The following is a 22,786-nucleotide window of genomic DNA, read 5'->3' as shown; positions in this document are numbered from 1 at the left end:
CCTTATGCGGCAACCGGTTGCAAACGGCCGCCTGCGCGGCGATAGAGGTACAACGTGGCGCACAACGCACACAGTGCGCCGACGCTCATCCAGTAACCCGGCGCCGCTTTGTCGCCGGTGTACTGGATCAGGAAGGTCGACATCGCCGGGGTGAAACCGCCGAAAATCGCGGTCGCCAGGCTGTAGGCGAGGGAGAAACCGGCTACTCGCACTTCCACCGGCATGATCTCGGTCAGCGCCGGAATCATCGCGCCGTTGTACATGCCGTAGATGAACGACAGCCACAGCAGCGACAGCAACATGTGACTGAAGCTCGGCGCCTGCACCAGGTACGACAGGGCCGGATAGGTGGTGGCCAGTGCCAGCAGCGCCATGGCGATCAGCACCGGGCGCCGGCCGACACGGTCGGACAACATGCCGCCAATCGGCAGCCAGAAGAAGTTCGACACGCCAACCAGCAAGGTCACCAGCAACGCATCGGAAGTGCTCAGGTGCAGCACGGTCTTGCCGAAGGTCGGCGCGTACACGGTGATCAGGTAGAACGCGGTGGTGGTCAGCGCGACCATCAACATGCCACCGAGCACCACGCCCCAGTTCTGGCCAAGCGTGCGGAACACTTCCTTCATGCTCGGGCGGTGTTTGCGTGCGGCGAACTCTTCAGTTTCCGCCAGGTTACGCCGCAGGAAAAAGATGAAGGGCACGATCATGCAACCGACGAAAAACGGAATGCGCCAGCCCCAATCGGCAACCACATCCGGCGCCATCCACGCGTTCAGCGCATAGCCCAAGGCTGCCGCGACGATGATCGCCACTTGCTGACTGGCGGACTGCCAAGCGGTGAAAAAGCCCTTGCGGCCAGGGGTGGCGATTTCCGACAAGTACACCGAAACACCGCCCAGTTCCGCACCGGCGGAGAAGCCCTGCAACAGCCGTCCGATCAACACCAGCGCTGGCGCAAACAGACCGATGGTCTCGTATCCGGGCACCAGCACAATCAGGATCGTGCCGCTGGCCATGATCGACAGGGTGACGATCAACCCTTTGCGCCGACCGACGTCATCGATGTACGCACCCAGCACGATGGCGCCCAGTGGACGCATCAGAAAGCCTGCGCCGAATACGGCAAAGGTCATCATCAGGGAAGCGAACTCACTGCTCGCCGGGAAGAACACCGCCGCGATCTGCGTGGCGTAGAAGCCGAACAGAAAGAAGTCGAACTGTTCGAGGAAGTTGCCCGAGGTGACCCGGAAAATGGCGCCGGCCCGCGAGCCGCCGTGTGGGATTGAGGCTGTCATAGAAAAATCTCCACCGCTTTTATGACGTGCGCGACGTGGAAGCGGCGCACGGTTGTTATTGCGGCGGATGGTCGCGCAGCCGTAACAGGATGTTAATTGCATTGTTGGCATGGATTGATGCGCAAAGCGGATCAATCCTGAAAACACCGTCTAACCTGTGGGAGCGAGCCTGCTCGCGAAAGCGGTGGTTCAGGCGGAAAAGTGTTGAATGTGCCGGCCTCTTCGCGAGAAACCTCGCTCCCACAGTTTTGCGGGGCGATCACACATCCTGTTTCATCAGCAGACCCTGTGGGAGCTGAATTGCCAGCGATGACGATCTGCCTGCCAACGACAATTCCCCAGCCAGCTCAGGCAAAAAAACAAGGAATGATTCCAGTCCTCCGCAGTCGGAGTTCAGGTATCACACATCTGAAGGAGGTTCACCGATGAACAGCAAAACCCTAATCGCCAGCCTGGCCCTGGTCGCCGGCATTGCCGGGATCAGCCCACTTGTTCAAGCGGCGCAAACCTCAAGCGAACCCACGGTCCAGTCGCCGACCAGCGACCGCGAATTGAAGGTCAACGACCGGGCTCCAGACATTTATCAGCGCAGCGACAAAGCGTTGAAAAACTGGAAACAGAAAGGCTTGAAAGCGCCGGTCGATCAGGCGCAGTGGGTGCAGATCAATGACAAGTACGTGATGGTCATGATTACCAACGGCACCATTGTCGAGATGCAGCCTGTCGAACGTTAATCCCCGGACTCAAAGGCCCTGCGCATGCACTCGTGCAGGGCTTCCCACCTCGAAATCCTGCTGTGTCTGACCTCCTGCATCGCAAGGTCCACAATCCGCGGAGTAATAGCGTTGCTCTGCGCAATCGGCTTGCCAATCACTGCCATTTCTGGGAAAACGGCCGCCAGTAAAGCAATTGAGTGAATGTCATGACTGATGAACTGCAGATAATCGATCTTCAGGTGGGCGAGGGCAAGGCTGCCGTCAAAGGCGCGCTGATTACCACCCATTACACCGGCTGGCTGGAAGACGGCAGCGAGTTCGATTCTTCTCACAGCCGTGGCAAACCTTTCCAGTGCGTGATTGGCACGGGCCGGGTGATCAAGGGTTGGGATCAGGGGCTGATGGGCATGCAAGTGGGCGGCAAGCGCAGACTGCTGGTGCCGGCGCATTTGGGGTACGGCGAGCGGACGATGGGCAAGATTCCGCCGAATTCGAATCTGGTGTTTGAGATTGAATTGTTGGAGGTTTTGACGCGGGAGGATTGAGGCGGATGCAGTAACGACATCGCCTCTTGGCCTAAGAATCCGAGCTGCCTTCAAGCCCAGTGCAGCGGTGCGGCCTAGGGGAAACAGATGTCTACTTCCAGTTTCGCTGCGGCCGACAGATTGACCAGCGCATCCAGAGAAAATTTGTCGATTTTACCGTTGAGTACGTCATTGAGGCGTGGCTGAGTAATCCCCAAGCGCTTGGCGGCTTCCTTCTGAGGAAGCTCCCAGGCACGAACCGTCTCGCAAAGCGTGCGCATGAGTTTGGCCCGCAGGCGCATGTTGGCCGCGTCCTGCGGCGTGTCTTCCAGCGCGTCCCAGATGCTTGAGAAATGCTGGGAAGGGTGTTGATGATCCTTCATGGCTTAACCTATTTCCTGGTATCTGGCGCGTGCCAGTTCTATATCTCGCGTTTCAGTTTTGCGAGTGGTCTTTTGCATGGCGTGCAGCACATAAATCGCGTCAGGCCGATTGACCACATAAAACACTCGAAACGCTCCTGAGTCTTCGGTGATTCTGATTTCATTGACACCCCGTCCTACGGTTTTCATGGGGCGCCAATCAAAAGGCTCGTCGCCCTGTTGCAACAGATCCAATTGAAATCCCGCAGCTCTGCGAGCATCCAAAGGAAAAGCTCTCAGATCCTTGAGTGCACTTGCGACAAACACCACATCCTTGTGTCTTGGCATCGACTTCTCCTTTGTTGAAAGGATAAGCGTAATGGCTCCGACGAAAATGCGTTGCGGCGGTGTGTTGCAAAGAGTGGCAGAGGTCACCTATCAGCAGGCTATATCGAAACCGATATAAATCAAGCTTGATTTTCTTTATCTGATATTCGGTATCGACATCGCCAGTTTGCTCCTACAGGGGATTAGAGCAGGGCACGCGCATCATGAGCCTCAACCCCAAGCGCTGAGCCACAGCGACTAAGGCTGTGCCGCGCTGAACAGTGGAATCCGCCCATTGAGCGATGGGCGGTAATGCCACGTCAGTTGTTGCAAATTCATACCCTGATCAAGGATTTTTCTGACAGTCGCAGCGGCAATGCTCAGCGCCAGCGTCTGTCCCGGACACTGATGCCGCCCGCTGCCAAAGCTGAAACTGCGCCGGTCAGGACGCTCCAGCAGAAACCGCTCGGGCTCTGCATTTAACAAAGGATCGCGGTTGGCCGAGGCCAGCAGCACCAGAATCACCTCGCCAGCCTCGAGCCGCACGCCATCGATCTCGCAAGTCTGTGCGACAAAGCGCCGAGTGTTCTGCACCGGCGGATCAAAGCGCTGAACCTCGGCCAACAGTGCGTCCACAGAGGCGTCACGCAACTCGGGCTGACGTTGCAGTGCTATCAGTGCATTGCCGATCAGTCCGGCAGTTGCTTCGAACGTCTGTGAACAGAGACCGATCAGGTTGGCAATCAGGGTTTCTTCGTCTCCTGCAAATCGCTGCTCGATCGCCTTGAGCAACTCGCTATCGGCTTCGGCCAGCAACTCGACGAAGTAACCGCGCAATTGCTCCGCCGCCGCCTGCGCCGTCGCCAATTGCAGGTCATTGCTCAGCGGCGACAGGCAGGCGACGAAATCCGCGGTCAGCTCACTGATTGCCCGGCCTTGCGCCGGGGTGAAGCCGAGCAGCGCCGCGACCACGCACACCGGGCCGCGAAACATCGCCTTGTACAAGCCGTCGGCGTCCGCTGTCATCAGCCGTGCTGCCACCAATGCGCGTACCTGATCGTCATTGATCAACTGCAGCGCCGGTTCCATCGCAGAGCGTGGGCAGCGCTGACGCTCGCCATCGTTCATCCGCATCAACTGCCCGAACACCTTGCCGGCCAGCCCCGAGGCAATCGCCTTGGGCACCGGTTCCTGCAACGGTCGCACCCGACAATCGGTATGCGTCAGCACCGCACGCACCGCTCGGGCGCTGCTGGCGACCCACAGCTTCAATCCATGATCAAAGGTCAGTCCGCCCTCGGCGCGCAGTTTGGCGTAGTAGGGGTAGGGATCGGCATGCGTCGCAGCGATGATCGGGTCCATGGTTCACAGCCTTGTCGTCGGGAAAGTGATGCGAGTATCTTCAGTCCGCAGCGACGACGATTCGTCGGGGAGCGAAATATGCACGCAGAACATCAAGACATCGGCGTTTCGCAGGTGGCGGCCGCCATCGCCGAACCGGCACGCACGAAAATTCTCTGCTCGCTGATGGACGGCCACGCCCGCACCAGCACTGAATTAGCGGCCGTGGCGGAAGTCAGCGCCTCCACCGCCAGTGCACATCTGGCCAAGCTCAAGGATCTGGCACTGGTGCGCCTGCACGTGCAGGGCCGCCATCGTTATTACAGCCTCGCCGATCAGCGCGTGGCTCAGGCGCTGGAAGCGTTGATGGTGATCGGACAGAACGCCGCACCTAGCTTCAAGCCGCACACCCCGGATCGCCTGCAATTCGCCCGCACCTGCTACGACCACATGGCCGGCACGCTGGCGGTGTTGCTCCACGACCGTTTGCTCGAGGCGGGGTGGCTGGTGGAAACCGACGAGCGGGTTTATCGCTTGAGCGGCACCGGCGACGCGTTGTTTGCGAGCTTGGGAATTGAGGTGCAGGACTTGAGTACCTTGCGCCGCAAGTTTGCTTGCCCGTGCCTGGACTGGAGCATGCGCCGGCCGCATCTGGGCGGTTCGTTGGGCGCGGCGTTGTTGCAGATGGCATTGAAACGCAAGTGGGTGACGCAGGATCTTGATAGTCGGGCGTTGGCGCTCACCGTGGCGGGGCGAAAGGAAATGGGTATGCGGTTTGGTCTTGAGTTGCCGTTAGACGCGAAGGTCAAAAGATCGCAGCCTGCGGCAGCTCCTACAGTAATCGCGTACACCCGCTAATTCTCGACCCTGCCCAATCTCTGTAGGAGCCGGCGAAGGCTGCAATCCTTTGATCTTGAGCTTCTGCCCGACGAGGTGCGCTTCTGGCACCTTGTAACCCCGTGCTCGGACCTATACTGTATATCCACACAGTAAAGAGCCCGCGCCATGCAAATCATCGACAAGCTCAGCATTCTCGCCGACGCCGCCAAGTACGACGCCTCCTGCGCCAGCAGCGGTGCGCCCAAGCGCAGCTCCGAAGGCAAGAGTGGGTTGGGCTCGACCGATGGCATGGGCATCTGCCACAGCTACACGCCGGACGGTCGTTGCGTGTCGCTGCTGAAAATCCTCCTGACCAACTTCTGTCTCTACGACTGCCAGTATTGCGTCAACCGCCGCTCCAGCGATGTGCCGCGTGCACGCTTCACCCCCGAGGAAGTGGTGACGCTGACCCTGGATTTCTACCGGCGCAACTGCGTCAGCGGGCTGTTTCTCAGCTCGGGGATCATCCGCTCGGCGGATTACACCATGGAGCAACTGGTACGCGTGGCAAAGCTGTTGCGCGAAGAGCACGAGTTTCGCGGCTACATTCACCTCAAGACCATTCCCGAGGCCGATCCGGCATTGATCGAGGAGGCCGGGCGCTACGCCGATCGCCTCAGCGTCAATATCGAACTGCCCACCGACGCCAGCCTGCAAACCCTGGCGCCGGAGAAGCAGATTGGTTCGATCAAGCAGGCAATGAACACCATTTACACCGGCGTACAAACGGTGCTCAACGAACCGCGTTCGGCAAAATTCGCTCCCGCCGGGCAGAGCACGCAAATGATTGTCGGCGCCGATGACACCGACGACAGCACGATCCTGCACAGCGCTCAGTCGCTGTATGGCAACTACCGCTTGCGGCGCGTCTACTATTCGGCCTTCAGCCCGATTCCCGACAGCCCGAAAAGCGTGCCACTGGCCGCGCCACCGCTGATGCGCGAACACCGGTTGTATCAGGCCGATTTCCTCTTGCGCAGTTACGGCTACAGCGCCGATGAGCTGCTCAAGGGCCCGGGTAATCTAGCGCTGGACATCGACCCGAAACTGGCTTGGGCGCTGCAGAATCGCGAGGTGTTTCCGCTGGACCTGAATCGCGCCGAGCCGTCGCTGATCGCACGAATCCCCGGCATCGGTCTGCGTACCACCGAACGTCTGGTGCAATTGCGCCAGCAACGGCGCATCCGCTACGAAGATGTGGCGCGCATGCGTTGTGTGCTGGCCAAGGCCAAGCCGTTCATCATCACCAGCGACTACCACCCGCAACAGGCCGAAGTCACCAGCCACATGCTCTATCAGCAACTGCGCGACCGGCCGCAGCCGCAGCAGATGGGGTTGTGGGGATGATCAATCTCGATTGCGACGACCTGTTCGACACCTGGCGCCAGCAGGCACGCTGGCTGCTCAGCCATGAAGTCGACCCGAGTCTGGTGAGCTGGGCGTCGGAAGGGGTGAGCGATCTGTTTGCCAGTGACGTCTCGGTACCCGAAGGGCAGGGGCCGTTTCAGGCACGCATCCCCCGTGCACTGCTCGACACCCTGGAGCAAGCCGCGCGCTACCGGGGCGACCAGCGCTGGAGTCTGTTGTATGAAGTGCTGTGGCGAGTTAGCCATGGCGATCGCACGGCGATGATGGCCGGCGACAAGCTCGGCAGCGAGTTGCAGCGGCGGATCAAGCAGGTGCAGCGCGAAGCCCACCATTTGCATGCGTTCGTGCGTTTCATCGAACGCCCGCAGGATCAGCCAGGCCCGCAATACGTCGCGTGGCACGAACCGGCCCACGACATCCTGCACAGTGCCAGCGAACATTTCATCGGACGCATGGGCCGGCATCGCTGGTTGATCGCCACGCCGCGTGACGGGGTTTATTACGATGGCGAACAGTTGATTCATCAGCGCCAGTGCCCGGTGGAATGGCAGCAGCTGGCGCAGAACGTCGATGACCCGCATGGCGAGCTATGGCTGACGTACTACAGCCACATCTTCAACCCGGCGCGATTGAACGAGAAGGTCATGCAAGGGCATTTGCCGGTACGGTTCTGGAAGAATCTGCCGGAAGGGGAGTTGATTCCCGGGCTGATTACCCAGGCGCGCACGGGCAAGCAGCAGAACGGACAGGCCAGCGGGATTGCCGCGCGAGCCGGCAAGCGAATTGCCTTGAAACAGGATGAGCCTGAGCAGGTCGATCAGCGGGTTGCCGACGCCATCAGCAGACCAAAACCGGCAAAGGTCACCCCCGAGACTTTCGCCGCCAGCCAGGATCCTTTCGGGCTCGACAGCCAGCCTTTGGCCGCATTGGCGAGCAGGGCGTAGCTGCCGTGCACCAGAATTACCAGCACCGCGTAAGAGGCCACCAGTTTGAAGAACTGCGGGTAAAAAGCCTGTTCAGTGTCGATGAACTGCGGGAATACGGCCAGAAAGAAGAAGATCGCTTTCGGATTGAGAAACTGCAGGGACGCGGCTTCGAGAAAACGGTAGCCCGGACGAGAAGGGCGAACCTGCTGCAGGCTACGGAAACGATCTGAACGCCAGCTCTTGAAGCCCAAGTACAACAGGTATGCAGCTCCGGCGTATTTCAGCGCGGTAAACGCCTCGGCCGAGGCGCTGAGGATCAATCCGACGCTGGTGGCACTGAGGGCAGCCACCACGAAAGCGCCCGAGGCGATGCCCAGAATGCCGGGTACTGCGCCGGTCCAGCCCAGGCGCACGGCGTTGGACAGGGTCAGCACCACGCCCGGGCCGGGGCTCAAAATGGTCAGGGCGGCGAACAATACAAAGAGTCCGTAGCTGTGCATGATGTTGCTCCGTCGAATCGCGTATCTGCGTGCGGGCAGATTGGCGTGGCGGCAACGCGCTGACAAACGCTTTAAATGCAGTGCATATGTGACTAAATTAGACCCATGAAAAATTCACTTCCCCCGCTCAATGCGGTTCGCGCCTTCGCTGTGGCTGCTCGTCATCAGAGTTTCAGCCTGGCGGCCGACGAGCTGCATGTCAGCCATAGTGCGGTCAGCCGCCACGTCAAATTGCTTGAAGAACATCTGGGCGTTTTGTTGTTTGAACGGCGCATCAGGCAGTCGCTGCTGACGCCGGCGGGTGAGCTTTTTTATCAGCAAGTCAGCGCCGGTCTGGCGCAGATTGCCGACGCCGCTGCCGAGTTGAGGCGACAGGCAGCGCGGCCGACGATCACGATCAATGTCCGGCCGTCCTTCGCCCTGTTATGGCTGACGCCTCGTTTGGCGGACTTTTCGGTGCAGCATCCGCACATCGACACCCAGGTCGTCACGCAGACCCAGTCGCCGAATCCGGCCCGCGACGATTTCGACATTGTCATCCGCCGGGGCCGTGACGATTGGGCGCCGACGCTGGAGGCGCACGCGTTGTTCGAGGATGAATTGGTCATGGTCGCGGCGCCGGCATTGATTGAGCGACTGCCGCTGACAAATCTCGCCGGCCTCAGTGCGCATACCTTGCTGACCGTCAGGGCGCGGCGTGAAGACTGGCACCACTGGGCGAGGCATTTTGGCCAGAGTCAGAGCAGCACTCAGGTGATCCGTCAGTTTGATTACATGCACCGGGTGCTGGAAGCGGCCGTGGCGGGCGAGGGCATCGCGCTGTGTCCGACTACTTTGCTCGGCACGCATTTGTCGAGTGGTCGCCTGATCTGTCCGTTGCCGGATCTGCGCATGCCGCTGCCACGCTATTACTACGGCGTTGCCCCGCAAGCGTCGGCGCACACCAAAGTGTTGATTGAGTGGCTACAGCAACAGCGCCCATGAAAAAGCCCCCATCGATCACTCGATGGGGGCTTTTGTGCCTAAGCAGCCGTCAGATCAAACCTTGACGATCCAGCCCGCTGGCGCTTCGATGTCGCCGGTCTGTACGCCAGTCAGCTCTTTGTAGAGCTTCTGGGTGACCGGGCCGACTTCGGTTTCGCTGTGGAACACGTGCAGGTGGTCGTTGTAACTGATCCCGCCGATCGGGGTGATCACCGCCGCGGTACCGCAGGCGCCGGCTTCCTTGAAGTCCGACAGTTTGTCGATCAGCACGTCGCCTTCAATCACTTCCAGACCCAGACGGGTTTTCGCCAGTTCGATCAGCGACAGACGGGTGATGCCTGGCAGCACGGATGGCGAGTTCGGGGTGATGAACTTGTTGTCGTGGGTGATCCCGAAGAAGTTGGCCGAACCGACTTCCTCGATCTTCTTGTGGGTCAGCGGATCCAGGTAGATGGCGTCAGCGAAGTGCGCTTTCTTGGCCTGGGAGCCCGGCATCAGGCTGGCGGCATAGTTGCCACCGACCTTGGCCGCACCGGTGCCTTGTGGGGCGGCGCGGTCGAAGCTGGAGATCTGGAAGTTGTGCGGAGTCAGGCCGCCCTTGAAGTAGGCGCCGACCGGGATCGCGAATACCGAGAAGATGAACTCCGGCGCGGTACGCACGCCGATGTTGTCACCCACGCCGATCACGAACGGACGCAGGTACAGCGCTCCGCCGGTGCCGTATGGCGGGATGAAGCGCTCGTTGGCGCGAACCACTTCCTTGCACGCTTCGATGAACTGCTCGGTCGACACGTGCGGCATCAGCAGGCGAGCGCAGCTGCGTTGCATGCGCGCGGCGTTCTGGTCAGGACGGAACAGGTTGATCGAGCCGTCCTTGCAACGATAAGCCTTCAGGCCTTCGAAGCACTGCTGGCCATAGTGAAGGGCAGTCGAGCCTTCGCTGATGTGCAGCACGTTGTCTTCGGTCAGGGTGCCTTTGTCCCATTCGCCATTGCGAAAGTACGACAGATAGCGTTTGTCGGTCTTGATGTAGTCAAAACCCAGCTTGTCCCAATTGATGCTTTCGTTACCCATGACACCCTCTATCACTGAACAACCGTCGAAACGGTTCAAGGCTTCTGACGTTTTTTTGGATGGGCACAACAATACTTCATTCTTGAGCGGTTTCGCAGCCCGGACTATCGGATGACAGACAGATAATTCCGGTTGCGCCTGAGAATTCGCGAGCAGGCTCGCTCCCACATTTGAAATGCATTCCCATTGTGGGAGCGAGCCTGCTCGCGAAGGGGCCATTACAGCCACCCACCATCACAGGTGCAACGCATGCCCCAAAGCACGCAACGCCGCTTCCTGCACCGCTTCACCCAGGGTCGGATGCGCATGAATGGTGCCGCCGATGTCTTCGAGGCGCGCACCCATTTCCAGGCTTTGCGCGAACGCGGTCGACAACTCGGAAACGCCTGCCCCGACCGCTTGCCAACCGACTATCAGATGATTGTCACGACGTGCGACCACCCGCACGAAGCCGCTTTTTGATTCCAGGGTCATCGCCCGGCCATTGGCAGCGAACGGGAAGCTGGAAACGATGCAGTCCAGCCCGGCAGCCTTGGCTTCGTCCGGGGTCTGGCCGACCACCACCAGTTCCGGGTCGGTAAAGCACACGGCGGCGATGGCGGTCGGGTTGAATTCGCGGGATTTGCCGCTGATCAGCTCGGCAACCATTTCGCCCTGAGCCATGGCGCGATGGGCGAGCATCGGCTCGCCGCTGAGGTCGCCGATGGCGTAGACGTTGCGCATGCTGGTCTGGCAACGACTGTCGATCTTGATCGCCGAGCCGTTCATGTCCAGGTTCAGCGCTTCGAGGTTCCAGCCCTGTGTGTTCGGCTTGCGACCGACCGCCACCAGCACCTGATCGGTTTCCAGATTGAGGGTGTCGCCGTTCGGGTCACGCACCTGCAAGGTGCCGTCGAAACCCAGCACGCTGTGCTTGAGATAGAGCTTCACGCCCAGTTGCTTCAGTGCTTCGTGGACCGGTTGGGTCAGCTCGGCATCGTAGGCCGGCAGGATACGATCCTGCGCCTCGACCACGCTGACCTCGGCGCCGAGCTTGCGGTAAGCAATGCCCAGCTCCAGACCGATGTAACCGCCGCCCACCACCACCAGACGTTTGGGCACGGACTTCGGCGACAGCGCTTCGGTGGAGGAGATGATCGGCCCGCCGATTGGCAGGATCGGCAGGTTGACGCTGGTCGAACCGGTGGCCAGCACCAGATGCTCGCACTGAATCCGCGTATCGCCGACTTCCACGGTTTTGCCGTCGATGACTTTGGCCCAGCCATTGATGACCTGGACCTTGTTCTTTTTCAGCAGTGCGGCGACGCCGGTGGTCAGGCGATCGACGATGCCGTCCTTCCACTCGACGCTTTTGCCGATGTCGAGGGTCGGCGCCGAGACACTGATACCCAGCGCCGAATGCTGACTGTGATGTTGTGTCTGGTGGAACTGCTCGGCCACGTGAATCAACGCTTTGGACGGAATGCAGCCGATGTTCAGGCAAGTGCCACCCAGCGATTGGCCTTCGACCAGAATCGTCGAAATGCCCAGTTGCCCGGCGCGAATCGCCGTGACGTAGCCGCCGGGGCCGCCGCCGATAATCAGCAGCGTGGTGTTCAAGGTTTGCATGGCGTCACTCCACAAACAGGGTTGCGGGTTGTTCGATCAAGCCACGAATGGCCTGGATGAAGAGCGCCGCGTCCATGCCGTCGACCACGCGGTGATCGAAGGAGCTGGAGAGGTTCATCATCTTGCGGATCACCACCTGGCCCTTGATGACCATCGGCCGTTCGACGATTTTGTTCACGCCGACGATAGCCACTTCCGGCAGGTTCAGCACCGGGGTGCTGACGATGCCGCCCAGCGCACCGAGGCTGGTCAGGGTGATGGTCGAACCAGACAATTCGTCGCGGCTGGCCTTGCCAGTGCGTGCGGCGTTAGCCAGACGCGAGATTTCCGCGGCGCTGTCCCACAGGCTGCGCGCTTCGGCGTGACGCACCACCGGCACCATCAGGCCGACATCGCTTTGCGTGGCGACACCGACATGCACTGCGCCGAGGCGGGTGATGACCTGGGCTTCGTCGTCGTAACGGGCGTTCATCTGCGGGAAGTCACGCAGGGCGACGACCAGTGCGCGGACCAGGAACGGCAGCAAGGTCAACTTGCCCCGGCTGGCGCCGTGTTTTTCATTCAGATGCGCGCGCAGTTCTTCAATCGCGGTAACGTCGATTTCCTCGACGTAGCTGAAGTGTGCGGCACGCTGGGTGGCGTCCTGCATGCGCTGGGCAATCTTGCGGCGCATGCCGATAACCTGAATATGTTCTTCATCGTGACGCTGGGCGTACGCGGCAGCTGCCGGCGCCGAAGCGTTCGACTGACCTTGCGCCAGATAGGCTTCGAGGTCTTCGTGCAGCACACGACCGGCCGGGCCGGAACCGCGCACCAGACGCAATTGAATGCCCAGATCCAGCGCATGTTTGCGCACGGCCGGCGAGGCCAGCGGACGTTCATCGGCCTCGCGGGCAACCATCGGGCCCTGGCAAACCGGTGCCGGGCGCGGCCCAGCAGCAGCGGCAGGTTTGCTCTCGGCAACTGTTTCAACTTTCGGAGCAGCAGGCGGCTCTTGCGCAGCAACCGGTGCTGGCGCGGCGGACTCTTTCAGATTCCCGGCGCCTTCAACTTCAATGCTGATCAGCACACTGCCGACCGCCATCACGTCACCCGGCTGACCGCCGAGCGCAATCACCTTGCCGTGGACCGGCGATGGAATATCGACCATTGCCTTGTCGGTCATCACGTCCGCCAGCACCTGGTCTTCAACCACCAGGTCGCCGACCTTGACGTGCCACTGCGACAGTTCGACTTCTGCGATGCCTTCGCCGATGTCCGGCATCTTGATAACGTGCGTGCCCATTCAGACCTCCATGACCCGTTTCAACGCCGCGCCCACTCGGGACGGCCCTGGGAAATACGCCCACTCTTGCGCGTGCGGGTAGGGGGTGTCCCAACCGGTAACGCGTTCGATCGGCGCTTCCAGGTGATGGAAGCAGTGCTCTTGCACCAGCGACACCAGCTCGGCGCCGAAACCGCAGGTACGGGTGGCTTCGTGCACCACCACGCAGCGGCCGGTTTTCTTCACCGACTTGACGATGGTCTCCAGATCCAGCGGCCACAGGCTACGCAGGTCGATGACTTCGGCGTCAACGCCACTTTCTTCAGCGGCAACTTGCGACACGTACACGGTGGTGCCGTAGGTCAATACGGTCACGTCCTTGCCCGGACGAGTGATCGCGGCGACGTCCAGCGGCACGGTGTAGTAACCGTCCGGTACTTGGGCCTGCGGGTGTTTCGACCACGGGGTTACGGGGCGGTCGTGGTGGCCGTCGAACGGGCCGTTGTACAGGCGTTTCGGCTCAAGGAAGATCACCGGATCATCGTTTTCGATGGAGGCGATCAGCAGGCCTTTGGCGTCATAAGGATTGGACGGCATCACGGTGCGCAGACCACAGACCTGAGTGAACATCGCCTCGATGCTCTGGCTGTGGGTCTGGCCGCCGTAGATCCCGCCGCCGCACGGCATGCGCAGGGTCATCGGCGCGGTGAACTCGCCGGCCGAGCGATAACGCAGGCGCGCCGCTTCGGAAATGATCTGGTCGGAAGCCGGGTAGACGTAGTCGGCGAACTGAATCTCGGCCACCGGGCGCAGGCCGTAAGCACCCATGCCCACCGCAACACCGACAATGCCGCTTTCGGAGATCGGCGCGTCGAATACCCGCGAGGTGCCGTACTTGGTCTGCAGGCCTTCGGTGCAACGGAACACGCCGCCGAAGTAGCCGACGTCCTGACCGAACACCACCACATTGTCGTCACGCTCAAGCATCACATCCATGGCCGAGCGCAGGGCCTGGATCATGGTCATGGTGGTCGTGGTCATGGCGGTTTCCAACTGAATATTGTTGTTGTGATCGTTCATGTCAGATCCCCAACTGCTGACGCTGGCGCTTCAAGTGCTCCGGCATCTCTTTGTAGACGTCTTCGAACATGGTCGCGGCGCTTGGAATCTGTCCGCCGGCAAGGGTGCCGTACTGTTCGGCCTGTTTCTGCGCGGCAATCACTTCGGCTTCGAGCTCGGCGCTGACGGCGGCGTGCTCTTCTTCCGACCAGTGGCCGACCTTGATCAGGTGCTGCTTCAGGCGGGCAATCGGGTCGCCCAGCGGGAAGTGGCTCCAGTCATCGGCAGGACGGTATTTCGACGGATCGTCGGAGGTCGAGTGCGGGCCGGCGCGGTAGGTGACCCATTCGATCATGGTCGGGCCGAGGTTGCGCCGGGCGCGTTCGGCAGCCCAGGCGGAAGCGGCGTAGACCGCGTAGAAATCGTTGCCATCGACCCGCAGCGAGGCGATACCGCAGCCGACGCCGCGTCCGGCGAAAGTGGTGGCTTCACCCCCGGCGATGGCCTGGAAGGTCGAGATCGCCCATTGGTTGTTGACCACGTTGAGGATCACCGGCGCGCGGTAAACGTGAGCGAAGGTGAGGGCGGTGTGGAAGTCCGATTCGGCGGTGGCGCCGTCACCGATCCAGGCCGAGGCGATTTTCGTGTCGCCCTTGATCGCTGAGGCCATGCCCCAGCCGACGGCCTGAATGAATTGGGTGGCGAGGTTGCCGGAGATGGTGAAGAAACCGGCGTCCTTGACCGAGTACATGATCGGCAACTGCCGGCCCTTGAGTGGATCGCGCTCGTTGGACAGCAGTTGGCAGATCAGGTCGACCAGCGGCACTTCGCGGGCCATCAGGATGCTTTGCTGGCGGTAGGTCGGGAAGCACATGTCGTCGATATTCAAGGCCAGGGCCTGAGCACTGCCGATGGCTTCTTCGCCAAGGCTCTGCATGTAGAACGACATTTTTTTCTGGCGCTGGGCGACCACCATGCGGTTGTCGTAGATCCGCGTCTTGAGCATGGCGCGCATGCCCTTGCGCAGGATCTCGATCGGCACGTTTTCAGCCCAGGGGCCGAGGGCGTTGCCCTGGTCGTCGAGCACACGAATCAGCCCGCGCGCCAGGTCGGCGGTGTCGGCGGGTTCTACGTCAATGGAGGGTTTGCGCACCGTGCCGGCATCGGTCAGATGCAGGTAGGAGAAGTCGGTTTTGCAGCCTGGGCGGCCCGAGGGTTCAGGGACGTGCAGACGCAGCGGTTCATACGCTTGGGTCATGGCTTCTACGCTCGATCTTGTGAATTTCTTGTAGTGAGCTGGCAATCATTCTTGGGTGAAAGAAATCTTGTCCTACAACAATCATAGGCCCGGCCAAGAAGAATATTTCTCTCTGTTTCGTTGCGCTGGAGACGATTTGCAGATAGAAATTCTGCATAAACATAAAAAACAGGTGGTTTTGTCTCATGCGCAAACTGGACCGTACAGACATCGGCATTCTCAACAGCCTTCAGGAGAATGCACGCATCACCAACGCCGACCTCGCGCGCTCGGTGAATCTGTCGCCGACGCCGTGTTTCAACCGGGTCAAGGCGATGGAAGAATTAGGGCTGATTCGCGAGCAGGTGACGCTGCTGGATGCCGATCTGCTGGGGCTGCATGTGAACGTGTTCATTCACGTCAGCCTGGAGAAACAGGTCGAGGAAGCGTTGCAGCATTTCGAAGAGGCGATCTCCGACCGCCCCGAGGTGATGGAGTGCTACCTGATGGCCGGCGACCCGGACTATCTGATCCGGGTGCTGGTGCCGACGATTCAGGCGCTGGAGCGGTTCATGATGGACTTTCTGACCAAGGTGCCGGGGGTGGCGAATATCCGCTCGAGTTTTGCCTTGAAGCAGGTGCGCTACAAGACGGCGTTGCCGTTGCCGGCCAATGGGTTGACCCTCGGGTCCTGAAAATCAAAAGATCGCAGCCTTCGTCAGCTCCTACACAGAGCACGCATAAACCGTGTTCCTGTAGGAGCTGCCGAAGGCTGCGATCTTTTGCTTCTAGAGCTTGTTGATCGGCACTTTCAAATAAACCACACCATTGTCCTCGGCCGGCGGCATGTTCCCCGCCCGCACATTCACCTGAATCGCCGGCAGCAACAGCGTCGGCATGCCCAACCCGGCGTCACGTTTGGTGCGCATCTCGACAAACGTCGCCTCATCGATCCCGTCATGCACATGAATATTGCTCAGACGCTGCTCACCGACGGTGGTCTGGCATTGCGCCGCGCGGCCTTCGGGCGGGTAGTCGTGGCAGACGTAGAGTTTGACGCTGGCCGGGAAGGCCAGCAGTTTGTGGATCGAGTTGAACAGTTGATGGGCGTTGCCGCCGGGGAAGTCGCAGCGGGCGGTGCCGACATCGGGCATGAACAGCGTGTCGCCGACCAGGATCTGTTCGCCGTCGATCAGGTAAGCCATGTCTGCCGGAGTGTGGCCGGGGACGTGCAGGGCGGTGGCCTTGAGGTTACCGATCTTGAACGATTCGTTCGGCGCGAACAGGTGATCGAACTGCGAGCCGTCAACGCAGAATTCCGGTTCCAGGTTGAAAAGCGCCTTGAACACGTTCTGCACCTTGCTGATGGACTGGCCGATCGCAATTTTGCCGCCCAGCTCGCGGCGCAGGTACGGCGCGGCGGACAGGTGGTCGGCGTGGGCGTGGGTTTCCAGCAGCCATTGCACCTGCAAGTGGTGTTCTCGGACGAAGGTGATGATTTTGTCGGCCTGCGCGGTGCAGGTGCGACCGGCAGCGCCGTCGTAATCGAGTACCGGATCGACGATTGCACACTGCCCGCCATCGGCTTCATAGACCACGTAGCTGTAGGTCGAGGAGGCGGGGTCGAGGAAAGCTTCAATCTGCGCGGGCATGGACACCAACCTGAACCAGGGAAATGGGTTGCAACACTTTATCTAAAAACATAATGTTCGCAGCTTAAGTGACGTTGAAGGCATCGTGCAAATGCAATCCAGTCTGACCGAATGTGAAGTCGCCCAGTTGCGGGCGTCCGCCTCCAAGGCCTGCGCGCTGCTCAAGGCGCTGGCCAATGAGGATCGCCTGTTGATCCTGTGCCAGCTGACCCAGGGCGAGCGCAACGTCGGCGAGCTGGAAAAAATGACCGGCGTGCGCCAGCCGACGCTGTCCCAGCAACTGGGCATCCTGCGCGATGAAGGCCTGGTGGCGACCCGTCGCGAAGGCAAATACATCTTTTACGGTCTGGCCAGTCCTGAAGTGATTCAGGTGATGAAGACCCTGTCCGGGTTGTATTGCGGAGCGGTGCTCAAGAGCTGGGGTCACCCCTGAATGCCAGCCAACACATTCAAAACCTGTGGGAGCTGGCTTGCCAGCGATGGCGGAGTGTCAGTCGCCATCAACCGCGGCTGACAAGTCCCTATCGCTGGCAAGCCAGCTCCCACAGGTTTAGTGGTTTGATTCAAAGAAATCCTTGCATGCAGCAATAAGGAACAAGCAATGAACGATCAACACTGGGGCCCATCCATCAGTGCCGATATCGTGGTCATCGGCGGCGGCACCGCCGGCATCGGCTTCGTCGCCAGTCTGCTCAAGCGTGATCCCACTCTAAAAGTCACCGTGATCGAGCCAAGCGCCCAGCACTACTACCAACCGGCGTGGACGCTGGTCGGCGGTGGCGCCTACGACGTCAAGGACACCGTGCGGCCGATGAGCAAAGTGATGCCGCGTCAGGCCACCTGGATTCAGGCGGCGGTGACTGGCATCGATCCCGATCAGCGCCAGTTGACCCTCAACGATCAGCGCACCGTCACTTACCAGAACCTGATCGTCTGCCCCGGCCTGCGTCTGGCCTGGGAGAAGATCGAAGGCCTGCAGGAAAGCCTCGGTCAGCACGGCGTAACCTCCAACTACAGCTATCAGCACTCGCAGTACACCTGGGATCAGGTGCAGAAACTGCGCGGCGGCAAGGCGTTGTTCAGCCAGCCGGCGATGCCGATCAAATGCGCCGGCGCGCCGCAGAAGGCGTTGTACCTGTCGTGCGATCACTGGCGCAAAACCGCTGTGCTGAACAACATCAATGTCGAATTCAACCTGGCCGGCGCCGCGTTGTTCGGTGTCGCGACCTTCGTCCCGCCACTGATGAAGTACATCGAAAAGTACAACGCGCAACTGGCCTTCAACTCCAACCTGGTCAAGGTCGACGGCCCGGCGAAAACCGCGTGGTTCGAGATCAAGGACGCCGACGGCAACCTCACCACACAGGCGAAAACCTTCGATCTGCTGCACGTGGTGCCGCCGCAAGTCTCGCCGGATTTCATCGCCCAGAGCCCGCTGGCCGACGCTGCCGGCTGGTGCGAAGTCAATCCGCATAGCCTGCAACATCCGCGTTACCCCGAGGTGTTCGGCCTCGGTGATATCTGCGGCACCAGCAATGCGAAAACCGCTGCGGCGGTGCGCAAGCAGGTCGTGGTGGTCGCGGAAAACCTGCTGGCCCTGCGCAAGCAACAACCGCTGCCACTGAAGTACGACGGCTACGGTTCGTGCCCGCTCACGGTGGAGAAGGGCAAGGTGATCCTCGCCGAGTTTGGTTACGGCGGGAAGTTGCTGCCGACTTTCGCCCTCGATGCGACCGTGCCGCGCCGCTCGGCGTGGTTCCTCAAGGCGACGCTACTGCCGTGGTTCTACTGGAACGGCATGCTCAAGGGCCGCGAGTGGCTGACCGGTTTGTCCAAAGTCGACTGAGAACTCCCTATGTTGCTGGCAAGTCTGTTTGGCGTGTTGATGGGGCTGATTCTCGGACTGACCGGGGCAGGCGGCGGGATTCTCGCGGTGCCGGCGCTGGTGCTTGGCCTCGGCTGGAGCATGACCCAGGCCGCGCCCGTGGCGTTGTTCGCCGTCGGTAGTGCGGCGGCAGTCGGGGCGATCGACGGTTTGCGCCATGGGCTGGTGCGTTATCGCGCGGCGCTGCTGATCGCCGCGCTTGGCGCGGTGTTTTCGCCGCTGGGCATTTATTTCGCGCACCAGTTGCCGGAGAAGATCCTGATGATCCTCTTCAGTCTGCTGATGGTCATGGTGGCCTGGCGCATGCTGCGCCGTGAGCGTGCGCAAGAGGGGCCGAGCGACCACGGCCACGCGAGCTGGGGGCAGAAAAACTGCATGCTCAATGAGCAGACCGGTCGTTTCGACTGGACCGCCAAATGCACCGCGACCCTCGCGGCGCTGGGTGCGGTGACCGGTGTGGTTTCGGGCTTGCTCGGCGTTGGCGGTGGTTTCCTGATCGTGCCGGCGTTCAAGCAACTGACCGATGTGCAAATGCGCGGAATTGTCGCGACGTCGCTGATGGTGATCAGCCTGATTTCGGCGATTGGCGTGATCGGCTCCTTCCATGCCGGAGTGCGCATCGACGCTCAGGGCGCGGCGTTTATCGTGGCCAGCATCGTCGGCATGATCATCGGCCGCAAACTCTGCGCCCGGGTGCCGGCGCGGACGTTGCAGGTGGGGTTTGCCAGCGTGTGTCTGGTGGTGGCGGGGTATATGTTGTTGCGTGCCTGAATGTTGGCAGATCAAAAGATCGCAGCCTTCGGCAGCTCCTACAGGAATCGCATTCCCATGCAGGAGCTGTCGAGTGAAACGAGGCTGCGATCTTTCAGGTTGTTACAACACCAAATGCGGTAGCCACAGGGAAATGGCGGGGATGTAAGTCACCAGCATCAACACCAGAAACAGCACCGCATAAAACGGCAGCAGCGCCTTCACGGTGCTCTCGATACTGACCTTGCCCACCGCCGAACCGACAAACAGCACCGCGCCCACCGGCGGTGTGATCAGCCCGATCCCGAGGTTGACCAGCATGATCATGCCGAACTGCACTGGATCGACACCGATGCCGAGAATCACCGGCATCAGGATCGGCGTCAGAATCAGGATCAGCGGCGCCATGTCCATCACTGTGCCGAGCAACAGCAGCATGACGTTGATGCACATCAGGATCACGTAGCGGTTGTCCGACAGGGTCAGGAACAGCGTGGTGATTTTCGCCGGAATCTGCATCAGGGTCATGATGTAGCCGAAGCTCGCGGCGAAGCCGATCAGGATCATCACGATGGAAATCGTGCGTACCGTGCGATGCATCAGCTTCGGCAGTTCACGCCACTTGTAGTCGCGGTAGATGAACATGGTCACGAAGAACGACCACAACACGGCGATGGCCGCCGATTCCGTAGCGGTGAAAATCCCCGAGAGGATGCCGCCGAGGATGATCACCATCGCCATCAGGCCCCAGAGGGCTTCGCCGACGATTTTCAACGCCTGGCGCATCGGGATGACTTCACCCTTGGGGTAGTCGCGTTTTTTCGCGAAGATCAGGCACAGCACCATCAGGCAGGCGCTCATCAGTAACCCCGGCACGATGCCTGCCATGAACAGCGAGGCAATCGAAACCGTACCACCGGCGGCCAGGGAGTAGAGCACCGAGTTATGGCTTGGCGGCGTGAGCAGGGCTTGCACCGAGCCGCTGACGGTCACCGCGGTGGAGAAATCCCGTGGATAGCCCTTGCGTTCCATTTCCGGAATCAGCACCGAACCCACCGACGCGGTGTCGGCCACCGAGGAACCGGAGATCGCGCCGAAGAAGGTCGAGGCGACAATGTTGACCAGCGACAGGCCACCGCGCACGAAACCCACCAGCACCCCGGCACACGCCACCAAACGCCGCGACATGCCGCCCTCGGCCATGATCGCGCCGGCCAGGACGAAGAACGGAATGGCCAGCAGCGAGAACTTGTTCACCCCCGACGCGACCTGGATCATCACCGCCTGGAACGGGATGTCGATCCACCATGCACCGATCAGCGCGGCGGCGCCCAGCGCATAGGCGACTGGCATGCCGATGAGGATCAACAGGATAAAACTGCCCAGCAGAATCAGAGCGTCCATTAAGCGCCACCTTCACTTTCTTCAACCAGATCGAACTGCACGACCCGCCGTTTGCTCTGGTCACCGAGCAAGAGTTTTTCCAGGACGAAAACCAGCGTCAGCAAGCCGCCCACGGGAATCGGCAGATAGGTCACGCCAACCCGCAGATCGGGCAGGGCCGCCATGAACTGGTTCCAGGTGGACATGCACAACTTGGCGCCCCAGATCGTCATGAAAATGCAGATCGACGCCATGAGCAGTTGCGAGAGTATCGCCGCCGCAGATCTCAGCCGGGGTGGCATGCGGTCGGTGAGCATGGCCACAGCCATGTGCGCACCGGCGCGGTAACTGGCGGCGGCACCGATGAAGGTGAACACCATCATCAGCAGGATCGCCGTCGGCTCTGGCCAGCTCGAACCGGTGCCCAGCACGTAGCGGGCGAACACGCCCCAGGGAATCATCAGGGAAATCGCCAGGACGGAAAGGCCGGCGACCCAGATGCACGTCATGTAGATCTTGTCGTTGATACGCAGCAGTAGATTCTTCATCGGGTTCCACCGTAACCGGGCGCGCCTGAGTGATCAGGTGCGCCGGGCCTGGTTAATGAGGACGGAGCGGGAGGCGTTACTGCACGGCTTCGATTTTCTTGATCAGGTCGGCGTACTTCGCACCGTACTTTTCCCGCACCGGTGCGGTGGCGTCGTAGAAGGGTTTCTTGTCGACCTCGATGAACTCGACGCCAGCGGCCTTGAGTTTTTCTTCGCTGGCAGCGGACTTCTTGTCCCACAGCACGCGCTCTTCAGCCTGGGCAGCCTTGGCGGCGGTCTTGACCAGCGCCTGTTGTTCCGGGGTGAGTTTTTCCCAGGTGATTTTCGACATCACAATCGGCTCTGGCAGGATCAAGTGACCGGTCAGGCTGTAGAACTTGGCGTTCTGGAAGTGGTTGTGTTCGAGGAGGGTCGGCGGGTTGTTTTCCGCGCCGTCGATTACGCCGGTCTGCAAGGCGCTGAAGATTTCCCCGGTGTCCATGGCGATACCGTTACCGCCCATGGCGTTCATCATGTCGATGAACATCGGGTTGCCCTGGACACGAATCTTCATGCCCTTGAGGTCTTCGAGCTTGCGTACCGGTTTTTTGGTGTAGACGTTGCGCGTGCCGCCGTCCATCCAGGCCAGGGCCACGAGGCCGAATTCGGAGTTGGTGATTTTATCGAGAATCTCGTCGCCCACTGCGCCGTCGATGACGTTACGCATGTGTTGATGGTCGCGGAAGATGAACGGCATGTTGAACACGTTCACGTCCGGCACTACCGGGCCGACGATACCCAGGCTGACGCGAGACAGCTGTACCGCGCCGACTTGCATCTGCTCGATGACTTCCTTTTCTGAGCCCAGCACGCCGCCGGGAAAGTATTGGAAGGTCAGCTCGCCGTTGGTCTCCTTGGTCAGGGTCTTGCCCATGTTTTCTTCGGCCACCACGGTGGGATAACCGGCGGGATGGATGTCAGCGAATTTGAGTTGCAGGGCCTGGGCGGCACCAGTGAAGGTGAACATCAGCGGGAGTGCAGCGGCCAGCAAGGTGCGTTTGAAGTTCATGGGGGCGAGTCTCCAGTCTTGTTATTGTTGTGTTCAAGGCGCAGCGGTGCAGCAGA

At 60.6% G+C, this 22,786-nt stretch carries 23 protein-coding genes and 1 pseudogene; 10 read left to right on the top strand and 14 right to left on the bottom strand.

What is annotated here, in order from left to right; all coding sequences use genetic code 11:
- Nucleotides 1–2: 2 nt before the first annotated feature.
- On the bottom strand, nucleotides 3–1,295 hold the full coding sequence (locus H043_RS0119320; protein ID WP_027613231.1) for an MFS transporter: 1,293 nt from the start codon (nucleotides 1,293–1,295) through the stop codon (nucleotides 3–5).
- Between the two features lie 425 nt (nucleotides 1,296–1,720).
- On the opposite strand from H043_RS0119320, the gene H043_RS0119315 reads away from it, so the two are divergent.
- Both H043_RS0119315 and H043_RS0119305 read left to right on the top strand, forming a co-directional pair.
- Entirely contained in the window at nucleotides 1,721–2,029 is a 309-nt protein-coding gene (locus tag H043_RS0119315) for an RcnB family protein (protein ID WP_027613230.1), read from the top strand.
- 188 nt (nucleotides 2,030–2,217) lie between these two features.
- A complete protein-coding gene (locus tag H043_RS0119305; protein ID WP_027613229.1) occupies nucleotides 2,218–2,556 on the top strand; it encodes an FKBP-type peptidyl-prolyl cis-trans isomerase in 339 nt (112 codons plus the stop codon).
- A 74-nt stretch (nucleotides 2,557–2,630) separates the two neighbouring features.
- Here the strand turns inward: H043_RS0119305 and H043_RS0119300 are convergent, their stop codons facing one another.
- The 3 genes from H043_RS0119300 to H043_RS0119290 form a co-directional block, all read right to left on the bottom strand.
- Nucleotides 2,631–2,918: a helix-turn-helix domain-containing protein gene (locus H043_RS0119300; protein ID WP_027613228.1), complete on the bottom strand. Its 288-nt coding sequence runs from the start codon at nucleotides 2,916–2,918 to the stop codon at nucleotides 2,631–2,633.
- A gap of 3 nt (nucleotides 2,919–2,921) precedes the next feature.
- Nucleotides 2,922–3,245, bottom strand: a complete 324-nt coding sequence (locus tag H043_RS0119295; protein WP_027613227.1) for a type II toxin-antitoxin system RelE/ParE family toxin — start codon at nucleotides 3,243–3,245, stop codon at nucleotides 2,922–2,924.
- Nucleotides 3,246–3,482: 237 nt separating this feature from the next.
- Entirely contained in the window at nucleotides 3,483–4,586 is a 1,104-nt protein-coding gene (locus H043_RS0119290) for a cytochrome P450 (protein ID WP_027613226.1), read from the bottom strand.
- 78 nt (nucleotides 4,587–4,664) lie between these two features.
- On the opposite strand from H043_RS0119290, the gene H043_RS0119285 reads away from it, so the two are divergent.
- The 3 genes and pseudogenes from H043_RS0119285 to H043_RS29210 form a co-directional block, all read left to right on the top strand.
- Nucleotides 4,665–5,423, top strand: a complete 759-nt coding sequence (locus H043_RS0119285) for a helix-turn-helix transcriptional regulator (protein WP_027613225.1) — start codon at nucleotides 4,665–4,667, stop codon at nucleotides 5,421–5,423.
- A 147-nt stretch (nucleotides 5,424–5,570) separates the two neighbouring features.
- Nucleotides 5,571–6,791 carry a putative DNA modification/repair radical SAM protein gene (locus H043_RS0119280; RefSeq protein WP_027613224.1) on the top strand — a complete coding sequence of 407 codons (1,221 nt, stop codon included), beginning with the start codon at nucleotides 5,571–5,573 and terminating at the stop codon, nucleotides 6,789–6,791.
- Nucleotides 6,788–7,606 (top strand): annotated as a pseudogene (locus H043_RS29210) (TIGR03915 family putative DNA repair protein); the annotation flags it as partial. The gene H043_RS0119280 and the pseudogene H043_RS29210, both read left to right, overlap by 4 nt.
- Nucleotides 7,607–7,629: 23 nt before the next feature.
- On the opposite strand, the gene H043_RS0119270 reads toward H043_RS29210, so the two are convergent.
- Nucleotides 7,630–8,238: a LysE family translocator gene (locus H043_RS0119270; protein WP_027613223.1), complete on the bottom strand. Its 609-nt coding sequence runs from the start codon at nucleotides 8,236–8,238 to the stop codon at nucleotides 7,630–7,632.
- A gap of 105 nt (nucleotides 8,239–8,343) precedes the next feature.
- Here H043_RS0119270 and H043_RS0119265 point away from each other — a divergent pair, with 105 nt between their 5' ends.
- Complete coding sequence (locus H043_RS0119265) at nucleotides 8,344–9,222, top strand: LysR substrate-binding domain-containing protein (protein ID WP_027613222.1); 879 nt, start codon at nucleotides 8,344–8,346, stop codon at nucleotides 9,220–9,222.
- 54 nt (nucleotides 9,223–9,276) lie between these two features.
- Here H043_RS0119265 and H043_RS0119260 read toward each other — a convergent pair whose 3' ends face one another.
- From H043_RS0119260 to H043_RS0119240, 5 genes are all read right to left on the bottom strand, one after another.
- Nucleotides 9,277–10,296 carry a branched-chain amino acid aminotransferase gene (locus H043_RS0119260; RefSeq protein ID WP_027613221.1) on the bottom strand — a complete coding sequence of 340 codons (1,020 nt, stop codon included), beginning with the start codon at nucleotides 10,294–10,296 and terminating at the stop codon, nucleotides 9,277–9,279.
- A 234-nt stretch (nucleotides 10,297–10,530) separates the two neighbouring features.
- A complete protein-coding gene (gene lpdA / locus H043_RS0119255) occupies nucleotides 10,531–11,904 on the bottom strand; it encodes a dihydrolipoyl dehydrogenase (RefSeq protein WP_027613220.1) in 1,374 nt (457 codons plus the stop codon).
- A 4-nt stretch (nucleotides 11,905–11,908) separates the two neighbouring features.
- A complete protein-coding gene (locus tag H043_RS0119250) occupies nucleotides 11,909–13,189 on the bottom strand; it encodes a dihydrolipoamide acetyltransferase family protein (protein WP_027613219.1) in 1,281 nt (426 codons plus the stop codon).
- Nucleotides 13,190–14,248: an alpha-ketoacid dehydrogenase subunit beta gene (locus H043_RS0119245; RefSeq protein ID WP_003224000.1), complete on the bottom strand. Its 1,059-nt coding sequence runs from the start codon at nucleotides 14,246–14,248 to the stop codon at nucleotides 13,190–13,192. It lies immediately after the preceding gene.
- Between the two features lies 1 nt (nucleotide 14,249).
- Complete coding sequence (locus H043_RS0119240) at nucleotides 14,250–15,485, bottom strand: 3-methyl-2-oxobutanoate dehydrogenase (2-methylpropanoyl-transferring) subunit alpha (RefSeq protein WP_027613218.1); 1,236 nt, start codon at nucleotides 15,483–15,485, stop codon at nucleotides 14,250–14,252.
- Nucleotides 15,486–15,670: 185 nt separating this feature from the next.
- On the opposite strand from H043_RS0119240, the gene bkdR reads away from it, so the two are divergent.
- Nucleotides 15,671–16,159 carry a Bkd operon transcriptional regulator BkdR gene (gene bkdR / locus H043_RS0119230; protein ID WP_027613216.1) on the top strand — a complete coding sequence of 163 codons (489 nt, stop codon included), beginning with the start codon at nucleotides 15,671–15,673 and terminating at the stop codon, nucleotides 16,157–16,159.
- Nucleotides 16,160–16,252: 93 nt separating this feature from the next.
- Here the strand turns inward: bkdR and H043_RS0119225 are convergent, their stop codons facing one another.
- Nucleotides 16,253–17,116 carry an MBL fold metallo-hydrolase gene (locus H043_RS0119225; RefSeq protein ID WP_027613215.1) on the bottom strand — a complete coding sequence of 288 codons (864 nt, stop codon included), beginning with the start codon at nucleotides 17,114–17,116 and terminating at the stop codon, nucleotides 16,253–16,255.
- Between the two features lie 91 nt (nucleotides 17,117–17,207).
- On the opposite strand from H043_RS0119225, the gene H043_RS0119220 reads away from it, so the two are divergent.
- From H043_RS0119220 to H043_RS0119210, 3 genes are all read left to right on the top strand, one after another.
- Entirely contained in the window at nucleotides 17,208–17,549 is a 342-nt protein-coding gene (locus tag H043_RS0119220) for a helix-turn-helix transcriptional regulator (RefSeq protein WP_003224002.1), read from the top strand.
- Nucleotides 17,550–17,717: 168 nt separating this feature from the next.
- A complete protein-coding gene (locus H043_RS0119215) occupies nucleotides 17,718–18,962 on the top strand; it encodes an FAD/NAD(P)-binding oxidoreductase (RefSeq protein WP_027613214.1) in 1,245 nt (414 codons plus the stop codon).
- Nucleotides 18,963–18,971: 9 nt separating this feature from the next.
- On the top strand, nucleotides 18,972–19,772 hold the full coding sequence (locus H043_RS0119210; protein ID WP_027613213.1) for a sulfite exporter TauE/SafE family protein: 801 nt from the start codon (nucleotides 18,972–18,974) through the stop codon (nucleotides 19,770–19,772).
- 102 nt (nucleotides 19,773–19,874) lie between these two features.
- Here H043_RS0119210 and H043_RS0119205 read toward each other — a convergent pair whose 3' ends face one another.
- The 3 genes from H043_RS0119205 to H043_RS0119195 form a co-directional block, all read right to left on the bottom strand.
- A complete protein-coding gene (locus H043_RS0119205; RefSeq protein ID WP_027613212.1) occupies nucleotides 19,875–21,155 on the bottom strand; it encodes a TRAP transporter large permease in 1,281 nt (426 codons plus the stop codon).
- A complete protein-coding gene (locus H043_RS0119200) occupies nucleotides 21,155–21,682 on the bottom strand; it encodes a TRAP transporter small permease (protein WP_027613211.1) in 528 nt (175 codons plus the stop codon). The genes H043_RS0119205 and H043_RS0119200 overlap by 1 nt, the downstream gene beginning before the upstream one ends.
- Nucleotides 21,683–21,758: 76 nt before the next feature.
- Nucleotides 21,759–22,730, bottom strand: coding sequence for a TRAP transporter substrate-binding protein (locus tag H043_RS0119195; RefSeq protein WP_027613210.1), 972 nt, complete (start codon nucleotides 22,728–22,730; stop codon nucleotides 21,759–21,761).
- Between the last annotated feature and the right edge of the window lie 56 nt (nucleotides 22,731–22,786).

The organism is Pseudomonas sp. URIL14HWK12:I6 (genome assembly GCF_000514195.1).
Classification (GTDB): Bacteria; Pseudomonadota; Gammaproteobacteria; order Pseudomonadales; family Pseudomonadaceae; genus Aquipseudomonas; species Aquipseudomonas putida_A.
This window is presented reverse-complemented; position numbering and strand designations above follow the sequence as displayed.

What these genes read in the sequence shown, in the direction of transcription:
- H043_RS0119285 (WP_027613225.1), top strand. Translation starts at nt 4,665, where the DNA reads ATGCACGCAGAACATCAAGACATCGGCGTTTCGCAGGTGGCGGCCGCC.
- H043_RS0119215 (WP_027613214.1), top strand. Translation starts at nt 17,718, where the DNA reads ATGAACGATCAACACTGGGGCCCATCCATCAGTGCCGATATCGTGGTC.
- lpdA (WP_027613220.1), bottom strand. Translation starts at nt 11,904, where the DNA reads ATGCAAACCTTGAACACCACGCTGCTGATTATCGGCGGCGGCCCCGGC.
- H043_RS0119295 (WP_027613227.1), bottom strand. Translation starts at nt 3,245, where the DNA reads ATGCCAAGACACAAGGATGTGGTGTTTGTCGCAAGTGCACTCAAGGAT.
- H043_RS0119225 (WP_027613215.1), bottom strand. Translation starts at nt 17,116, where the DNA reads ATGCCCGCGCAGATTGAAGCTTTCCTCGACCCCGCCTCCTCGACCTAC.
- H043_RS0119300 (WP_027613228.1), bottom strand. Translation starts at nt 2,918, where the DNA reads ATGAAGGATCATCAACACCCTTCCCAGCATTTCTCAAGCATCTGGGAC.
- H043_RS0119315 (WP_027613230.1), top strand. Translation starts at nt 1,721, where the DNA reads ATGAACAGCAAAACCCTAATCGCCAGCCTGGCCCTGGTCGCCGGCATT.
- H043_RS0119220 (WP_003224002.1), top strand. Translation starts at nt 17,208, where the DNA reads ATGCAATCCAGTCTGACCGAATGTGAAGTCGCCCAGTTGCGGGCGTCC.
- H043_RS0119195 (WP_027613210.1), bottom strand. Translation starts at nt 22,730, where the DNA reads ATGAACTTCAAACGCACCTTGCTGGCCGCTGCACTCCCGCTGATGTTC.
- H043_RS0119270 (WP_027613223.1), bottom strand. Translation starts at nt 8,238, where the DNA reads ATGCACAGCTACGGACTCTTTGTATTGTTCGCCGCCCTGACCATTTTG.
- H043_RS0119200 (WP_027613211.1), bottom strand. Translation starts at nt 21,682, where the DNA reads ATGAAGAATCTACTGCTGCGTATCAACGACAAGATCTACATGACGTGC.
- H043_RS0119245 (WP_003224000.1), bottom strand. Translation starts at nt 14,248, where the DNA reads ATGAACGATCACAACAACAATATTCAGTTGGAAACCGCCATGACCACG.
- H043_RS0119320 (WP_027613231.1), bottom strand. Translation starts at nt 1,295, where the DNA reads ATGACAGCCTCAATCCCACACGGCGGCTCGCGGGCCGGCGCCATTTTC.
- H043_RS0119280 (WP_027613224.1), top strand. Translation starts at nt 5,571, where the DNA reads ATGCAAATCATCGACAAGCTCAGCATTCTCGCCGACGCCGCCAAGTAC.
- H043_RS0119260 (WP_027613221.1), bottom strand. Translation starts at nt 10,296, where the DNA reads ATGGGTAACGAAAGCATCAATTGGGACAAGCTGGGTTTTGACTACATC.
- H043_RS0119265 (WP_027613222.1), top strand. Translation starts at nt 8,344, where the DNA reads ATGAAAAATTCACTTCCCCCGCTCAATGCGGTTCGCGCCTTCGCTGTG.
- H043_RS0119205 (WP_027613212.1), bottom strand. Translation starts at nt 21,155, where the DNA reads ATGGACGCTCTGATTCTGCTGGGCAGTTTTATCCTGTTGATCCTCATC.
- H043_RS0119250 (WP_027613219.1), bottom strand. Translation starts at nt 13,189, where the DNA reads ATGGGCACGCACGTTATCAAGATGCCGGACATCGGCGAAGGCATCGCA.
- H043_RS0119305 (WP_027613229.1), top strand. Translation starts at nt 2,218, where the DNA reads ATGACTGATGAACTGCAGATAATCGATCTTCAGGTGGGCGAGGGCAAG.
- H043_RS0119240 (WP_027613218.1), bottom strand. Translation starts at nt 15,485, where the DNA reads ATGACCCAAGCGTATGAACCGCTGCGTCTGCACGTCCCTGAACCCTCG.
- H043_RS0119290 (WP_027613226.1), bottom strand. Translation starts at nt 4,586, where the DNA reads ATGGACCCGATCATCGCTGCGACGCATGCCGATCCCTACCCCTACTAC.
- H043_RS0119210 (WP_027613213.1), top strand. Translation starts at nt 18,972, where the DNA reads ATGTTGCTGGCAAGTCTGTTTGGCGTGTTGATGGGGCTGATTCTCGGA.
- bkdR (WP_027613216.1), top strand. Translation starts at nt 15,671, where the DNA reads ATGCGCAAACTGGACCGTACAGACATCGGCATTCTCAACAGCCTTCAG.